Source organism: Candidatus Sulfotelmatobacter sp. (assembly GCA_035504415.1).
Taxonomy (GTDB): Bacteria; Vulcanimicrobiota; Vulcanimicrobiia; order Vulcanimicrobiales; family Vulcanimicrobiaceae; genus Vulcanimicrobium.
On the sequence record DATJRY010000013.1, the window covers coordinates 166,387 to 182,194 of the forward strand.

Genomic DNA, 15,808 nt, shown 5'->3' on the forward strand with positions numbered 1-15,808 from the left:
GCGCTCGAGCACGTCGGCGGCTTCGATCACCACGCCTGGGGACCATGAAAGTCGAACGGCTGCGGCTCGGAGCGTTTCGGAACTACGAGAGCCTCGACTTCGCGCCGGAGTCGGGGCTCAACGTTCTGGTCGGCGCGAACGCGCAAGGCAAATCGAACTTGCTCGAAGCGTTGGCGATGCTCGCGACGGGGAAGTCGTTTCGCGCCAAACGCGACGCCGAGCTGATTCGCGAAGGCGCCGAGCGCGCGGAGGTCGCGGGCGAAGCGCGCGTCGCCGCCGGCGAGATGCTGCTGCGCTGCACGATCGCGCGCACGCCGGTCGGGGTGCGCAAGAGCTTCGAGGTCAACGGCGGCGCGGTCGGGTTCGGGCGCTTTCTCGGACGCACGCGCGTGGTGACGTTCGTGCCGGCCGACTTGCAGCTCGTGGCGGGCGGGCCGGCGCTGCGGCGCTCGTTCCTCAACGGCGCGCTGGCGCAGCTCTCGCCGACCTACTACCGCGACCTCGCGCTCTACCAGAAGATCATCCAGCAGAAGGCGGCGCTGTTGCGCGGCGCGATCGCGCCCGACCGCGAGCTCCTGCTGGCCTACAACGACGAGCTGATCCGGCCCGCGAGCGCGCTGATCGCGGCGCGGCGCGCGTTCGTCGACGAGCTGGCGGCGGCGACCGCGGCGATCTACGGGCGCTGGGCGGGCACCCGCGAGCGGCTCGGGGTCACCTATGCGGCCAGCCCCGAGGGCGACGTCGGCGAAGCGCTGGCTTCGCACGTCGAGTCCGAGCTGCGCCGGCGCACGACGCTGGTCGGGCCGCACCGCGACGACCTGCGGCTGCTGGTCGACGGCCGGCCGCTGGCGGCGTTCGGCTCGCAAGGGCAGCAGCGCACGGCGGTGCTCGCGCTCAAGGTCGGCGAATACGACGTGATGCGCACCCGCACGGGCGACGCGCCCATTCTGCTGCTCGACGACGTGCTCAGCGAGCTCGATGCCGACCGCGCGGCGGGGTTCTTGGGCGCCGTCTCGGGCTACGAACAGGCCTTCCTGACCGCGACCGAGGTGCCGCCGGATCTGGGCGGGGCGGCGATCTGGGCGATCCATGCCGCGGCGGTGAGCCGGTGCTGAAGCTCGGGCAGGTCCTGGACGGCTGGCGGCCGCGCGCCGACGCCGGCGGTGACCCGCTGGTGGCGGTGCGGGCGGCGTGGCCGGACCTGGTCGGCGCCGACGTCGCCCGCGCGGCGACCCCGGTGGCGCTCGAGCGCGACGTGCTGGTCGTGCTGACCACCTCGCCGGCCTGGTCGCACCAGCTGGCCTTTCTCGAGCCCGAGATCGTGCGCGGCCTGCGCGCGTTGCCCGCGACCCGCACGCTGGAGCGGCTGCGCTTTCGCGTCGGGACCATTCGCAGCCGGACCGCCGGCGCCGGCGGGCGCGGCGGTCCGCGGCGCGGCGCGGGCGCCGGTGCGCCGGCCCAGCCACCGGCCAAGACGCTCGACGAGGCACTGGCGCGGCTGCGCCGAGCCGTCGATCATGCGCGCAGCGCCCACCAGGCCGCCGGCGGGACGTTCTGCACGCTCTGCGACGCCCCGGTCGACGCCGGTCCGACCTGCACGCCCTGTCGCGACGACGTCCGCCGGCGGCGTACCTTCGCCTGCGAGCGCCTGCTCTACGAAGCGCCGTGGCTGAGCGCCGAGGAGGTGCTGGTGCTGGTCGAGGGGTTGACGCCGGAGGCGTACGACGCGATCCGCAAGCGGTTGTTGCGCTCGTGGTGGGACGAGCTGGTGCGGGCCAACAAGCTGCACAAGCTGCGCCAACCGATCGACCGGGTGCGGCTGCGCAAGCTGGCCAGCTCGCTGGTGCTGCTGGAGACGCGGATCGAGCCGACCCGGCTGGAGCTGGACTCGCCGCTGCGCCGCAATACGCTGGGCGAGCTGTTCGACTTCGTGCGCGCGATCGAGACCGGTTCCGAGTGAAATGAGGCCTCGACGGCGAAGACTACCTGTCGGATGAACGAATACACGGGCGAACAGATCGAGGTCCTCAAAGGGCTCGAGGCGGTTCGCAAGCGGCCCGGCATGTACATCGGCAACACGTCCGATCGCGGGCTCCATCAACTGGTCTACGAAGCGGTCGACAACGCGGTCGACGAGGCGCTCGCCGGCTACGCCACCACGATCAAGGTCGTCCTGCACAAGGACGGTTCGTGCAGCGTCCAGGACGACGGGCGCGGGATCCCGGTCGACCTGCACGCCGAGGAGAAGCTGCCGGCGGTCGAGGTCGTGATGACGATCCTGCACGCGGGCGGCAAGTTCGGCAAGGGCGGCTACAAGGTCTCGGGCGGCCTGCACGGGGTCGGCATCTCGGTCGTCAACGCGCTCTCGGAGTGGATGATCACCCGCGTCAAGCGCGACGGCTGGGAATGGGAGATCCGCTTCGAGCGCGGCATCACGACGCAGAAGCTCAAGAAGCTCGGTCGCGCCGAAGGCACCGGGACCTTCCAGTGGTTCAAGCCCGATCCCGAGGTGTTCGAGACGCTGGACTACTCGTGGAAGACGCTCGAATCACGGCTGCGCGAGCTGGCGTTCCTCAACCGCAAGCTCGCGATCACGCTGCGCGACGAACGCCCCGAGGAAGTCAAGGAGCGCACGTACTGCTACGAGGGCGGCATCGTCTCGTTCGTCGAGTGGCTCAACGAGAACAAAGAAGCGCTCACGCCGGTCATCTCGACCAACGGCGAGCGCGACGACGTGATGGTCGAGTGCGCGCTGCAGTACACCGACGGCTACAACGAAGTCGTGTACGCGTACGCCAACAACATCAACACGATCGAAGGCGGCATGCACCTGACCGGGTTCCGCACCGCGGTCTCGGGCAAGGTCAACGAGTACGCGCGCAAGCGCGGCATGCTCAAGGAAGCCGACGCCAACCTCTCGACCGACGACTGCATGGAAGGGCTGACCGCGATCGTCTCGGTCAAGCTGCAAGAGCCGCAGTTCGAAGGCCAGACCAAGACCAAGCTCGGCAACGCCAAGGTGCGGCCGATCGTCAATTCGCTGGTGAGCGAACGGCTGGACTTCTTCCTCGAGGAGAATCCCAAAGTCGCGCGCGCGATCGTCGACAAGTGCATGCAGGCCGCGCGAGCGCGCGAAGCGGCGAAGAAGGCACGCGACCTGACGCGCCGCAAGAGCGTGCTCGAGGGCAGCGGGCTGCCGGGCAAGCTGGTCGACTGCAAGGTGACGGACCCCGCGCTCTCCGAGCTGTTCCTGGTCGAGGGCGACTCGGCCGGCGGCACGGCCAAGGGCGGTCGCGATCCCAACGTGCAAGCGATCCTGCCGCTGCGCGGCAAGATCCTCAACGTCGAGAAGGCGCGCATCGACAAGATGCTGGCCAACGAAGAGATCCGCACGATGATCACCGCGCTCGGCGCGGGCTTCGGCGACGACTTCGACGTGGCCAAGCTGCGCTACCACAAGATCATCATCATGACGGACGCCGACGTCGACGGCTCGCACATCCGCACGCTGCTGCTGACGTTCTTCTATCGCAAGATGAAGCCGCTCATCGAGAACGGCTACGTCTACATCGCGCAGCCGCCGCTGTACGGCGTGAAGAAGGGCAAGAAGCAGTGGTGGGCCTTCACCGAGGCCGAGCTGCAGGGCATCTTCAACGGCGACGACCCCAAAGATTTCACCATCCAGCAGTTCAAGGGGCTGGGCGAGATGGACGCCGAGCAGTTGGCGGAGACGACGATGGACCAGCAGTCGCGCCGGCTCAAGCGGGTCGAGCTCGACGAGGCCAGCGAGGAAGCCGAAAAAGTCTTCACCGAGTTGATGGGCGAGAAGGTCGAGCCGCGCAAGGCCTTCATCCAAGAGTACGCGCGCACGGTACGTAACCTAGATCTTTAAGGCCGCGTTCATCGGGACTTCCAGGTCCCGATGAACAGCGCGCACGAAGGTTTGCCGCCATGCGCCCCCGGGGACGACGGAAGCGGTGGTCGGCCTGAAGGCGTCGCGGAGAGCGGTGATCCTCACCGCCGTCGTCGCGGCGCTGCTGATCGCGGTCGTGCTCGCGCGTCACCTCATCGCGCGCGCGCTGATCGAAGGGATCGTCTCGCTGGCGACGGGCTACCAGGTCCGGATCGGCGACGAGCGGCTGGGCATGTCGCACGGGACGTTCTTCAACGTGCACGTCGTCAAGAACGGCGATCCGGTCCTCTCGGCCGAGCGCGTCGACGTCGACTACGCCCTGCGCGACATCTTCCCGGGCGGCGCGCACCGCTACGGCTTCGCGGCGATCGCGATTCAGCGCCCGGTCCTGACCATCACCCGGCATACGGACGGCAGCCTCACCTTCACCCGCCCCGGCGGGACGCCGGCGGCCCCGCCGCCGCCCACGCGTCAGGCCGCCGCACCGCTGTACTTCACCGCTCGCCTGCGCGACGGTGAGATCCGCCTGGTCGATCAAGCGCCCAACGCGCGCGACCTGGCCGTGCAGACGATCGACGATCTCTCGCTCGACGCGTCGGTGAAGTCCGACGCGCGCACCACCGCCAAGATCGACGGCATCCTGGTCGCGCGTCCGCACGCCGGCGCGCCGCTGGCTCGTTACCCGCTCTCGGTGCGGGTGCTGATCGACGTCCCGCGCGGAATCGCGCTCGATCGCATCCGCGCCGCGCACTTGCCGATCCGCGGCGTGCTCGGATTCCTGGTGCACACCAAGGCGGTGCGGTTCGACGACGGGCTGGTCGACGACGTCGACGTCGACGCGTACGCGCTGGCGCCGAAAGCGGGCGAGTCGTTCGCGTATCAGCTCGGCGGCAGCGCCGCGTTCTCCGGCGCGCGCATCGCGGTCGGCGCGCTGAGCCGGCCGATTCGCGACTTGCACGGCCCGTTGATCTTGACCGACGGCGCGGTCGCCTTCCCGTCGGTCGGCGGCGAGCTGGCCGGTATCCCGCTGCGCGGCCGCGGTGCGCTCTACGGGCTGTTCACCGTGCCGACGTTTCGCTTCGGCATCGCCGCCGACGGCGACGTCGCGCAGTTGCGCACGCTGTTCTCGTTCGCGAACCGCTTGCCGCTGCGCGGCCCGATCCACCTGCGCACCCTGATCGCCTCGCAGCTCAGCAACCCGTTGATCCGCACCTGGGTGAACGCGCCGCGACTGGCCTACGACCGCTATCCGTTCGAGGGACTCAACGGCGTCGTCGACTACGCCGCGAACGCGGTCGTGCTGCACGGTTTCGACGCGCAGTTCGGCCACGCGCACATCATGCTCGGCGGCGACGTCGACATCGGCAAAGCCGGCGCCGGTGACCGGCTGACGTTCATCGTCCACGCGTCCGGCGAGGGCGCGCAGTTTCCGTATACCGACGCGGTCGCGCCGGACGCGCACGTTGGGTTGACCGCGATCGTCGAGCAGCCGCCGAAGGCGGGTTTCGACGCGCGCGGGACGCTGGCGCTCGACGGCGGGACGACCGGCGGCGCGACCTTCGACTTGGACCAGTTCGGCGTGGGGACGTTCGGGCCGTTCGCGTTCGCGCGCGCCGACGGCTCGACGCTCAGCGGCGGCTTCCAGCTGGAGCGGCCGATCTCGGCGAGCGCGGGTTGGCTGCACGTGCGCCGGTACCGGCTGGCCGCGAAGCGCGCGCCGGCGCTCCCCGGGGTCCGTCTTCCCGGCCTGCCGCCGATCTCGGGGGTGCTGGACGGCGACCTGGCCGCGGCCGGCACGCCCAGCACCTTCGGCTTGGCGGGCCGGGTGGCCGGCAGCGACGTGCGCGCCTTCGGCGTCGCGCTCGGCAACGGCAGCGTCGAGCTGGGCGGGACCTTCAACGAGCTGCTGATGCGCAACATCGCGGTGGCGGGGCCGGTCGGGCACTTCAACGGCGTGGGCGCCGTCAGCCAGAGCACGGTCGCGTTCGAAGGCAACTACGACGGCGATCTGGCCGCGCTCGATCGATTCGTCCCCGGCGCGCACGCGCGCGGCCCGGTGCACGGCGAGCTGCGCACCGCCGTGATCGGCAACCGCGTCGTCGTGCAGACGGCCGGCGTCGACCTGCGCGGCGGCACCGTGCACGGCATCCCGCTCGAGCAGATGGCCGGGACGATCGAGATCCAGGGCAAGACGATCCGCATCGTGGCCGCCGACGGGACCGTGGCGCAAAGCCCGGTCGCGGCGGCCGATTTGGGCGGCCCGTTCCTGGTGTCGGTGCCGGGCGCGCCGGCGTCGGCGCTCAAGCCGGCCGGCCTGCCGTTGGACGCCGGCGCGCTGGCGATCTTCGGCCGCGCGGACCTGCGCGACGGACCGCACTTCGAGGGTGTCGTCGCGCTGAGCGACGGCCGCGCCGCGGGGTACCCGATCAGCGGCGGCGCCGAGTTCGCGTTGAACGGCACGAACGCGCACATCCGGCACGGCGTCGGTGCGCTGGGCGACACCTACGGCGACTTCTACGGCAACGTGACCGGGATCGGCGCCCGTGACGCCTACGACCTGCGCGCGCGCATTCCGATCGGCGACGTGGCCCAAGTCGCGCGCACCGCGCGACTGCCGGTCCACACGCTCGAAGGATCGTTCAGCGCGCGCGTGCACGTCGGCGGCAGCGGCGCGCGCCCACGGATCGCCGGGACGGTCACGGCGTCGGAAGGCTCGTACAACGGCCTGGCCTTCCGCGACGCGAGCGCGCAGGTGGTCGCCAGCCCCGCCGGCATCGACGCCAGCGCGGGCACCATCACCGTCGGTTCGACGCAAGTCGCGCTCGACGCCAGCTACGCCGGCAGCGCGCTGTTCGTCCAGGCGCGCAGCGCCGACCTCGACCTCGCCGACTTCGACGATTACTTCGACGAGGCCGAGATGCTCGATGGCCGCGGCCGCGCCGCGATCGCGTTCAGCGACGACGGACAAGGCGCGCGCAGCTACGGGCGCGTCGCGCTGACCGGGCTGCGGTTCCAGCGGTTCCGCATCGGGACGACCGATGCGACCTGGTCGACCCGCGCCCGCACGATCACCGCCAGCGCGTCGGTCGACGGGCCGGGCGGCGCGGGCCGCGTGCAAGGGACGATGGTGGCCGCGTCGGGCGACCCGGTCACCGCCTTCCGGCGCGCCGACTATCGCGGCTCGTTCGCGCTCACCGACGTCGACTTGCCGACCTGGTTGCCGGCGCTCGGCTTCACGCAAGTGCCGGTGCTCGGCCAAGTCGACGCCTCCGGCAGCGTTTCGGGCCGTTGGCCGCGCCTGGCCGCCGACGTTCAGGCGAGCCTGCAGAACGGACGCGTCGACGGGTTGTCGATCGCCAGCGCGCAACTGCACGCACGCAGCGACGGCCGCCGTGTGGTGCTCTCCGAGGGCGCCGCCGACTTGGGCTTCGCGCGCTTCAACGCCAGCGGTTCGGCGGGCTTCGGCTTGAACGATCCGCTCGATCTCTCGTTGCAGACCGACGTGCCGGACATCGCGGTCGCGCTCGCGACGCTGCGGCCGAAGGCCGCGCGCCCGCCGATCGGCGGCGCGCTGCAGGCCGACCTGGTCGTGCGCGGGACGCGCCGCGCGCCGCGCGCGACGATCGGCTTCGCGCTCAGCGACGCGCACTACGCGACGCTCTCGGTGCCGCGCGTGCTCGGCAGCGCGGCCTATGACGGGACGACGCTCGAGATCCAAGACGCCGAGGCGACCTTCGCCAAGGGCAGCGTGCTGGTCGCGGGCTCGCTCCCCTTCAGGCTCCCGAGCGCGGGCAACGCGCGGCCGATGCTCTCGAACGGGCCGTTCTCGTTCACGCTGGCGCTCGACGACCTGGATTTGGCGCCGTTCGGCGGGTTCGTCCCGGGACCGCAGACGGTGCTGGGCGGCACGCTCGACGGACGGCTCGCGATCGAAGGGACACCGCGCGCGCCGCGCGTCGCCGGCACGATCGCGCTCAGCGGCGGCAGCTACCGTTCGCAGCTCGACACCGCGCCGATCAAGGACGGCGTCGCGAAGCTGGCGTTCTCCGGCACCAGCGTCGCGCTGCAGGCGCTGCACGCCGACGTCGGCGGCGGCACCGTCGACGGCAGCGGTCAGCTCGATCTGCCGTTCGGCGGCGTGCGCGCGCGCGGCTACTCGATCTCGATCACCGCGCGCGGCGCGCGCATCGACGCGCCGCAGTTCGGCCGCGGCATGTTCGACGGCGACCTCACGCTCAAGAGCGGCCCGCGTCTGCCCGAGCTCAGCGGCAAGGTCACGGTCAGCAACACCTCGATCCCGTTCGCGACGATCTTACGGCTCGCCACCGGCGCGGGCGCGAAGACGGGACAGTCGGTCGGACCGCCGTTCGACTTGGCGTTCAACCTGGTCGCCGACGTCGGCAAGAACGTCGCGGTGCAATCGCAGAACCCGTTCATCGACGTCGGCGTCACCGGCGGGCTGACGATCGGCGGCACGTTGACCGCGCCGACGCTCGACGGCAAGCTCTCGGCGACGCCGGGCGGCGTCGTCTCGACCTACAACCGCGCCTTCCGCGTGCAACAGGCGACGGTCGCCTTCGACCCGGAACGCGGCCTCGATCCGTTCCTCGACCTGCGCGCCTTCGCGCACATCAGCAACCCCGACCCCGACCCGACCCGCAACGCGATCGGCAGCGCCGACATCACGATCACCGTGCGCGGCTACGCCGACGAGCTGGCAACCGGCGGCGGCATCACCTTCGCCTCGAGCCCGCCGTACTCGCAAGAACAGATCGTCGGGCTGCTGCTCGACGCGTCGGTGTTCGGTGCGATCAACTTCGGCCAACAGCAGAACGGCGTGTTCTTGCGCGGCGCGCCGGGCGAGAACGATCCGCTGCTGCCGCCCGGCGTGACCGTCTATCAGGCCGGCGTCATCTCGTTCAACCAAGAGGCGTTCTCGATCCTCAACGGTCAGCTGACGGCGCGCTTCCTGGCGCCGATCGAACGCTATCTGATCGGTGCGTCGGGGCTCTCGGACGTCGAGCTGACCGTCGACTACGGCGGCGGCATCGGCGTCGAGCTGCTCAAGCAGATCGGCAAACGCGACATCTACGCCAGCCTGAGTCAGAACTTCACCCGCCCCAACCGCACCGCGGTCGGCTTCACCGCGCGGCCCGACGCGGCGACCTCGATCGACCTGAACTTCTTCGAGCAGTCCGGCGTGCCGTCGTACTTACCGGAGACCTACGGCGGTTCGCCGTTCTACAGCCTGGTGCGCGTGCAGGGGATCCAGGCGCTCTCGGGCCGCCAGGGCTTCCAGTTCTCGATCGTGCGCAAGTACCCGTAGCGCGCGGTCGTCGTCAGCGCCGGCGGCGCGCCTCGACGCCCACCGATCCGGTCGTCACCGTGATCGCGACGGTGACGTGCTGCCCGTTCGCGTCGGAGATGGTCGCGCTGCACGTCCCCGCGGCCGTGCCGGTCACCGTGAACGTCTGCGCGGGACCGGTGCCCGCGCTCGGGCTGACGGCGGCGACCCCCGAGCACGTGTCGTTCTCGTTGAAGGCGCCGCCGTAGCTCAGCTCTTGGACTTGCGTCGTCAACGCGAACGTCGGACCGGTCCCGCTCAGCGCGAGCGAGGTGGGGTTCGCGGTCAACGGGCTCGGCGTCGGGGTGGGCGTGGGCGTGGGCGTGGGCGTCGGTGTCGCCGTGGGCGTCGGGGTGGATGTCGGTGTCGGCGTGGGTGTCGGCGCGGCGGTGGGCGTCGCGCTCGCCCGCGGGGTCGGCGTCGCGGTCGCGGTCGGCGTCGCGGTCGGTACCGCGAGATCGCGCGGCGGCGCGGTGGTCGGCCCGCATGCGGCCAGCACGCCCGCGGCGAGCCACGCGCAGATGGCAAGGCGGCGTTCGGCAGTGCGCATCAGAGCGAATATAGCCCCGTCCGCACCGGGCTGTCCATCGGTACGATCGGATTGGCAGGAGCGGCCTGCTCTAAAGGCCTGTGGCCGGGAGCGTCGTACCCAGGGGACCGGGAACGCGCGCCCCCCGCTGCGCGTTACTCCAGTCATCCACGCCGACCGGCGGTCGCCCCGCGCCCCCGCGGTCCTCAGCTTCGTCACGAAGGACGTCTCCCGCTTGTTCGAACGGTTTCGCCGCGCGTCGCGCCTGATGCTCGCCGTGCTCGCGTTCCTTGGTCTCCTAGCGCCTCAGGCGTACGCGGCCAACGCAGCACCTACGGTCGTTTCGGTCACGGTTACCGGCAACACCCACGTCCCGACCGATCGAATTCTCGCGGTCGTTCGCACGAAAGTCGGTGATCCGTTCGATCCCGCGGTCGTGCAGGAGGACCTGCGCGCGATCGCCGCGCTCGGCTTCTTCGCCGACCAGGCGCCGCCGGTGATTCGCCAGCGGCCCGACGGCGTCGCCGTGACCTTCCGCGTCATCGAGAATCCGGTCGTCACCGCGATTCACTTCGAGGGCAACAAGAGCGTCTCGGCCGACACGCTGCTGGCGCTGATGGACACCGCGGTCGGCCAAGTCTTCAACATCTCGACGTACCAGCAAGACGTCCTGAAGATCAACAGTTACTACAACAAGATCGGCTTCGGCGGTCAGGTGCCCTCGCACGTCGTCGACGTCAACATCACGCCCGACGGCGTGCTGACGCTCAAGCTGCAAGAAGGCCTGACGGTTCGTCAGGTCATCATCACCGGGCCGCCCGAAGGCGACCCGCTGCTGCCGCCCAACCTGATCAAGGCCGCGCTCGTGACCAAGCCCGGCAGCCCGTTCTCCGACGAGCAGCGCGACAAGGACTACGACGCGCTCAAGGCGCTCTACGAGAAGTACGATCTCAAGATCGGCGACCTCGAGGCCGGCGTCGATCCGACCACGATCGACGAGAAGACCGGCACCGCGGACGTGCGCTACACGATCAGCGTGCTGCGCGTCGGCGCGATCGAGATCACCGGCAACACCAAGACGCACGACGACGTCATCCGCCGCGAGCTGCGCTTGCGGCCGGGCATGGTGGTGACCGACAGCGCGCTGCGCCGCGACTACGACCGCCTCAACAACCTAGGCTTCTTCGAGAAGATCGACTTCCAGGCCAAGCCCGGACCCGATCCCAAGCGGCCGGGCCTGGTCACGCTGAACTGGCAGGTCAAGGAGCAGCGCACCGGCACCGCGACGTTGGGCGCCGGCTACTCGGGCGGTATCACCGGCACCGGTCTGACCGGCAACCTCTCGTACCAGCAGAACAACATCAACGGCACCGGCGACGGCGGCGCGATCCGCATCGAGCGCGGCGCGCGCATCTCCGACGCGCAGCTCTCGGCGACGATTCCGTACCTGGGCAACACGCCGGCCTCGCAGAAGTACAGCCTGGGCGCGACGATCTTCGATCAGTCGCAGACCAACTACTATCCGGTCTACTACGACTGCGGAGCGGGCTCGGGCGTCGACGTGACCTGCCCGACGACCGGCATTCCGGTCGCGATCGTGCCGCCCAACGCGACCCAGTACTCGCTGGTCAACGGGATCATCTCGACCTATCAGACCAGCTCGCGCGGCATCACCGTCAACCTCGGGCGCCGCCTGACCGACATCTTCCACGTCAGCGGCGGCCTGAACATCGAGTCGGTCGCCTCGCAGGCGACGGTCCCGTTGCCGTACGCGTTCACCTCGAACCCCGGCAACGAGCTGTCCGGCTGCGTCAACGAGTTCGAAGGCTGCAACACCGCCAGCGACGCGCTGGGCGTGGTCGCGCCGTCGATCGCCGAGATCGACTCGACCAAGGCCTATCCGCTGCACAGCGTCGTGTTCGGGTTCGGCGCCGACTCGCGCGACGACGTGTTCAACCCGACCCGCGGTTGGCTCGTCAACCTCAGCGACGAGCTGAGCGAACCGTCGTTCGGCTCGGCCTTCCACTACGATCTGCTCGTGGCCGACGTCGCGAAGTTCTTCCCGATCGGCAAGGGCTGGACGCTGGGCATCCACGGCGTCGACGGCAGCTCGACCGGCGCGCTGCCGACGAACAAACTGTTCATCTTCTCGGACCAGCAGCTGCGCGGCTACGAGGACCCCTTCTACGGGACCGACGAGCTGCTCGGCCAGATCGAGCTGCGCATCCCGCTGACCAAGGATCGCAAGTTCTCGATCGTGACCTTCGGCGACGACGGCGCGGTCCGCATCCGCGGAGCGACGCTGGGCGGGGTGTTCGATCCCGCTCTCGCGAACTACACCTGGCACGGTGACGTCGGCGTGGGTGTCCGCTTCGACGTCCCGCAGCTCGGGCTGCATACCCTGCGCCTCGACTTCGCCAAGGGCAGCCTCGGAACGCACACCTCGTTCGGCATCGGCCAGAGTTTCTAGACCATGGAGAACCTGATCACGCGTGGGCGCTTGGCCGCCCTCGCCTTCGCAGTCGGCACCGCGGTGCTGGCGACGACCGCCGTCGGAGCGACCGACGTGACCGACATCGGCACGCTCGACCAGAGCGTGCTGGGGTCGATTCCCGCCTTCCAGTCGGCGAATCGGCAGCTGCAGCAGTACGGCGCCACCCTCCAGAAGCAATATCTGGCGCGGGCGCAGCACGCCTCGCAAGCCGACCAGCAGAAGCTCGCCAGCGAGTTCCAGGCGAAGATGTCCGACAAGCAGCGCGCGCTGGTCGGGCCGCTGATGCAGAAGGCGCAGATCGCCGTCGCGTCCGTCGCCTCCTCGAAGAATCTGAGCGTCGTGCTCGACAAGCGCATGGTCGTGGTCGGCGGTCAGAACATCACCGGCAACGTCCGCGACCTGCTGACCGGGATCGGCGATCCGGTGCCCCCGGTCTCCACGCCGCCGCCATCGCACGTCGGCTTCGTCGACCAGCAGCAGATCGACGCGACCCCCAAGGTCAAAGCCGCGAGCGACGACTTCGTCCAGTTCAAGGCGCAGCAGGACAAGATCTTCGGCGACAAGCTCAAGAGCGCGCACACCGACGCCGATCGCGACGCGGTGCTCAAGGACTACCGCAAGACGCTCGACGACCGCCAGAACGCGACGCTCAAGCCGGTCATCGACCAGACGCGCAGCGCGATCGCCGACGTCGCGCGCAGCAAGGGCCTCGTGCTCGTCGTCGACCGGGCCGACATCATCTACGGCGGCACCGACATCACCTCGGACGTCACCGCAAAACTGAAGTGATCCGCGGCGCGCGTTCGATCGCCGGCTCTCTCGCCGCGGTTGCCGCCGCGGCGCTGCTCTCGTCGTGCGCTCGCCCGGCACCGGCACCGCCCGGCTCGAACGCGATCGGCTACGTCGACATGACGCTGCTGGTCCAGAAGCACCCGCTCTACGATCAGCTGGCGCGCTACGATCGCTCGCTCGAGGCGTTCGACCTCAGCCAGACGGTGCCGCAGGCCGGCGTTCCCGACGCCGAGCTGCGCCGGCGCGAAGCGGAGCTCGAGCGCGAGCTGCACGACGCCGCCGACCGCACCCAGAAGCTGCTCGACCAGAAGCAGCAGCAGTACCAGACGCAGGAGCAGCAGGCCATCGCGGCCGCGCTGCGCGGCGCCGGCTTCGGCGGCCCGAGCGCGGCGCAGATCGCGGGCAGCGTGACCTCGACCGCGCAGCAGCAGCAGAGCACCGTCGCGACGCAAGTGCAGCACGATTACAACAGCTACCGCGAGACGCTGCAGTCGCAGGACCGCGCGCAGATGATCGCCGCGCAGAAGGCGCTGGCGGCGCGAGCGGACCGCACCTATCGCGCGCAGGCCGAGCAGCTGCAGGCCAAGGAGTCGGCGCTCTCGCTGCAACTGGCCAGCGCCGACGCGCCGACGCGCCTGGCGCTCAAGACCAAGCTGTCCTCGCTGGCGCTCGACGACGCGACGCGCGAGGACGCGCAGAAGCAGCTCCAGGACCTGGACCGGAAGGAAGCCGACCAGGTCGCCGCGATGCGCAATCGCGATCAGCAGACGCTGGCCGCGCTGCAGACGCAGCTCAAAGCCCAGGTCCAGCGCGATCTCGATACGCAGATCGCTTCGATCTCGAAGCGATCGCTGACCTCGCTGGCCCAGCGGCAGAAGACGCTGGCCGCGCAGATCACCCCGTTCAGCGCCAACGCGGTCGGCACGAAAGGCCAAGTCAACCCGAGCCTGCCGGCGCCGCTGCGGGCGCGCATCCAGCAGCTGCACGACGACTATCAGAAGCGCTTCCAGAGCGACGCCAAGACGACCATCGCGGACTTCCAGAAGACCCGCGAGGACCTCTCGCGCCGGTACGCCGAGCTGCACGGGATCGACGCCGGCGCCGACAGCGGCGCGCAGGCGCAGATCGCCGACCTCAAGCGCAAGCGCGACGACCTCTACGGTGAGATCACCGGCCAGATCGATCGCGAAGTCAAGCTGATCGCGCAGCAGCGCGGTATTTCCGTCGTCCTCTCGGACGTCGTCGCACCCGCCGGCGGAGTCGACCTCACGCCGGACGCTCTCAAGGACATCGAAAGCCTCCACCAATGAGACTCGCACCCGCGCTCTTCGCCGCCGGCTTGTTGGCCCTGTCCGCTTGCTCGAACAACGCATCGAGCAGCGGCATCGGCCTGATCGACTCGCAGCGCATTCAGGCGAACTGGCCGAAGTTTCAGAACTACCAGAACCAGTTGGCGGTGGACGCGCAGACGATCGAGCGTTCGAAGGGCTCCGCCAACCAGAAGCTCAAAGAGCGCGCCGAGCTGCAGCAGAAGTTCTTGCAGGCGCAGACCGAGCTGACCGACGACGTCACCAAGGCGGCGCAGCAGGTCGCGAACGACAAGCACCTGACCTACGTGTTTACCCGCGAGTACGTGGGCTACGGCGGCGTCGACATCACGCCGGACGTCGAGAAGGTTCTCCAGATCGTGGAGAAGCCGTCGCCCACGCCGTGACGCTCGCCCTGGGCGCGTTCGCCGAACGCACCGGCGGCCGCGTCGTCGGCGATCCCTCGGTGCTGGTCGAGCGGGTCGCCGCCGTCGACGACGCCGGGCCCGGCGCGCTGACCTTCGCGGTCGACGCGCACTATCTCAAAGTCGCGCTGGCATCGAGCGCCGCCGCCGTCCTCACCGACGCCAAGCTGCTGCGCGAGGGCGAACGCTACGCCAAGCCGATCCTGGCCGTCGACAACACGCGGGTCGCGCTGGCGCGTCTGCTGGCCGCGTTCGAACCGCCGCGTCCGCGCGGCCCGTTCGTCGACCCCAGCGCCGTCGTCGACCCCAGCGCGTCGATCGGCGCCGACGTTTGGATCGGACCCAACGTCGTGGTCGGGGCGCAGGCCCGGGTCGGCGATCGCACCGTGCTCGCCGCCGGCGTCGTGCTGGGCGCGGGCGCCCGGGTCGGCGCCGACGCGTACTTCCACCCGCGCGCCTACTTGGCGCACGGCTGCATCGCCGGCGACCGCGTCATCCTGCAAGCGGGCGCCGTGGTCGGTGCGGACGGCTTCGGCTGGGCCTTCGACCAGGGTCGGCTGCAGAAGATCCCGCAGGTCGGGATCGTCGAGCTGGGCGACGACGTGGAGATCGGTGCCAACTCGTGCGTCGACCGGGCCCAGACGGGCGTCACCGCGATCGGCGAGGGCAGCAAGATCGACAACCTGGTCCAGATCGGCCACAACTGCCGCATCGGCAAGCACACCGCGATCGCGGCCCTGACCGGGCTGGCCGGGACGACCACCATCGGCGACTACGTCCAGGTCGGCGGTCACTCCGGCTTCCGCGGCCACATCACCGTCGGCGACCGGGTCACCGTCTCGGGCAACGCCATGGTCTGGGGCGACGTCGCCCCCGGCGCGACCATCAGCGGTCAGCCGGCGCACGACCACCGCGAGGAGATCCGACTCCAGGCGTACCTCCGCCGCCTGCCGAAACTGTTCGCCCGGGTCGACGCGCTCGACGGCGGCCCACCGAAGAGCTGA

At 70.1% G+C, this 15,808-nt stretch carries 10 protein-coding genes; 9 read left to right on the forward strand and 1 reads right to left on the reverse strand.

The window, feature by feature from the left end; all coding sequences use genetic code 11:
• Window positions 1–44: 44 nt before the first annotated feature.
• From recF to VMD91_12040, 4 genes are all read left to right on the forward strand, one after another.
• The gene (gene recF, locus VMD91_12025; GenBank protein ID HTW84790.1) at window positions 45–1,115 is read left to right on the forward strand and encodes a DNA replication and repair protein RecF; all 1,071 of its coding nucleotides are present in this window, start codon (window positions 45–47) and stop codon (window positions 1,113–1,115) included.
• Window positions 1,109–1,960, forward strand: coding sequence for a DUF721 domain-containing protein (locus tag VMD91_12030; GenBank protein HTW84791.1), 852 nt, complete (start codon window positions 1,109–1,111; stop codon window positions 1,958–1,960). Before recF ends, VMD91_12030 begins: the two co-directional genes overlap by 7 nt.
• A gap of 33 nt (window positions 1,961–1,993) precedes the next feature.
• Window positions 1,994–3,892 carry a DNA topoisomerase (ATP-hydrolyzing) subunit B gene (gene gyrB, locus VMD91_12035; GenBank protein ID HTW84792.1) on the forward strand — a complete coding sequence of 633 codons (1,899 nt, stop codon included), beginning with the start codon at window positions 1,994–1,996 and terminating at the stop codon, window positions 3,890–3,892.
• A gap of 115 nt (window positions 3,893–4,007) precedes the next feature.
• On the forward strand, window positions 4,008–9,239 hold the full coding sequence (locus tag VMD91_12040; protein ID HTW84793.1) for a translocation/assembly module TamB domain-containing protein: 5,232 nt from the start codon (window positions 4,008–4,010) through the stop codon (window positions 9,237–9,239).
• Window positions 9,240–9,252: 13 nt separating this feature from the next.
• On the opposite strand, the gene VMD91_12045 is transcribed toward VMD91_12040, so the two are convergent.
• Window positions 9,253–9,807 carry a hypothetical protein gene (locus VMD91_12045; GenBank protein HTW84794.1) on the reverse strand — a complete coding sequence of 185 codons (555 nt, stop codon included), beginning with the start codon at window positions 9,805–9,807 and terminating at the stop codon, window positions 9,253–9,255.
• Window positions 9,808–10,021: 214 nt separating this feature from the next.
• On the opposite strand from VMD91_12045, the gene VMD91_12050 reads away from it, so the two are divergent.
• From VMD91_12050 to lpxD, 5 genes are read left to right on the forward strand one after another with little or no spacing between them, the layout of a single operon-like run.
• Window positions 10,022–12,256, forward strand: coding sequence for a POTRA domain-containing protein (locus VMD91_12050; protein ID HTW84795.1), 2,235 nt, complete (start codon window positions 10,022–10,024; stop codon window positions 12,254–12,256).
• A gap of 3 nt (window positions 12,257–12,259) precedes the next feature.
• Window positions 12,260–13,069 carry an OmpH family outer membrane protein gene (locus VMD91_12055; protein ID HTW84796.1) on the forward strand — a complete coding sequence of 270 codons (810 nt, stop codon included), beginning with the start codon at window positions 12,260–12,262 and terminating at the stop codon, window positions 13,067–13,069.
• On the forward strand, window positions 13,066–14,382 hold the full coding sequence (locus VMD91_12060) for a hypothetical protein (GenBank protein ID HTW84797.1): 1,317 nt from the start codon (window positions 13,066–13,068) through the stop codon (window positions 14,380–14,382). Before VMD91_12055 ends, VMD91_12060 begins: the two co-directional genes overlap by 4 nt.
• A complete protein-coding gene (locus VMD91_12065) occupies window positions 14,379–14,786 on the forward strand; it encodes a hypothetical protein (protein ID HTW84798.1) in 408 nt (135 codons plus the stop codon). The genes VMD91_12060 and VMD91_12065 overlap by 4 nt, the downstream gene beginning before the upstream one ends.
• On the forward strand, window positions 14,783–15,808 hold the full coding sequence (gene lpxD / locus VMD91_12070) for a UDP-3-O-(3-hydroxymyristoyl)glucosamine N-acyltransferase (GenBank protein HTW84799.1): 1,026 nt from the start codon (window positions 14,783–14,785) through the stop codon (window positions 15,806–15,808). Before VMD91_12065 ends, lpxD begins: the two co-directional genes overlap by 4 nt.

What these genes read in the sequence shown, in the direction of transcription:
- recF (HTW84790.1), top strand. Translation starts at nt 45, where the DNA reads ATGAAAGTCGAACGGCTGCGGCTCGGAGCGTTTCGGAACTACGAGAGC.
- gyrB (HTW84792.1), top strand. Translation starts at nt 1,994, where the DNA reads ATGAACGAATACACGGGCGAACAGATCGAGGTCCTCAAAGGGCTCGAG.
- VMD91_12045 (HTW84794.1), bottom strand. Translation starts at nt 9,807, where the DNA reads ATGCGCACTGCCGAACGCCGCCTTGCCATCTGCGCGTGGCTCGCCGCG.
- VMD91_12055 (HTW84796.1), top strand. Translation starts at nt 12,260, where the DNA reads ATGGAGAACCTGATCACGCGTGGGCGCTTGGCCGCCCTCGCCTTCGCA.
- VMD91_12065 (HTW84798.1), top strand. Translation starts at nt 14,379, where the DNA reads ATGAGACTCGCACCCGCGCTCTTCGCCGCCGGCTTGTTGGCCCTGTCC.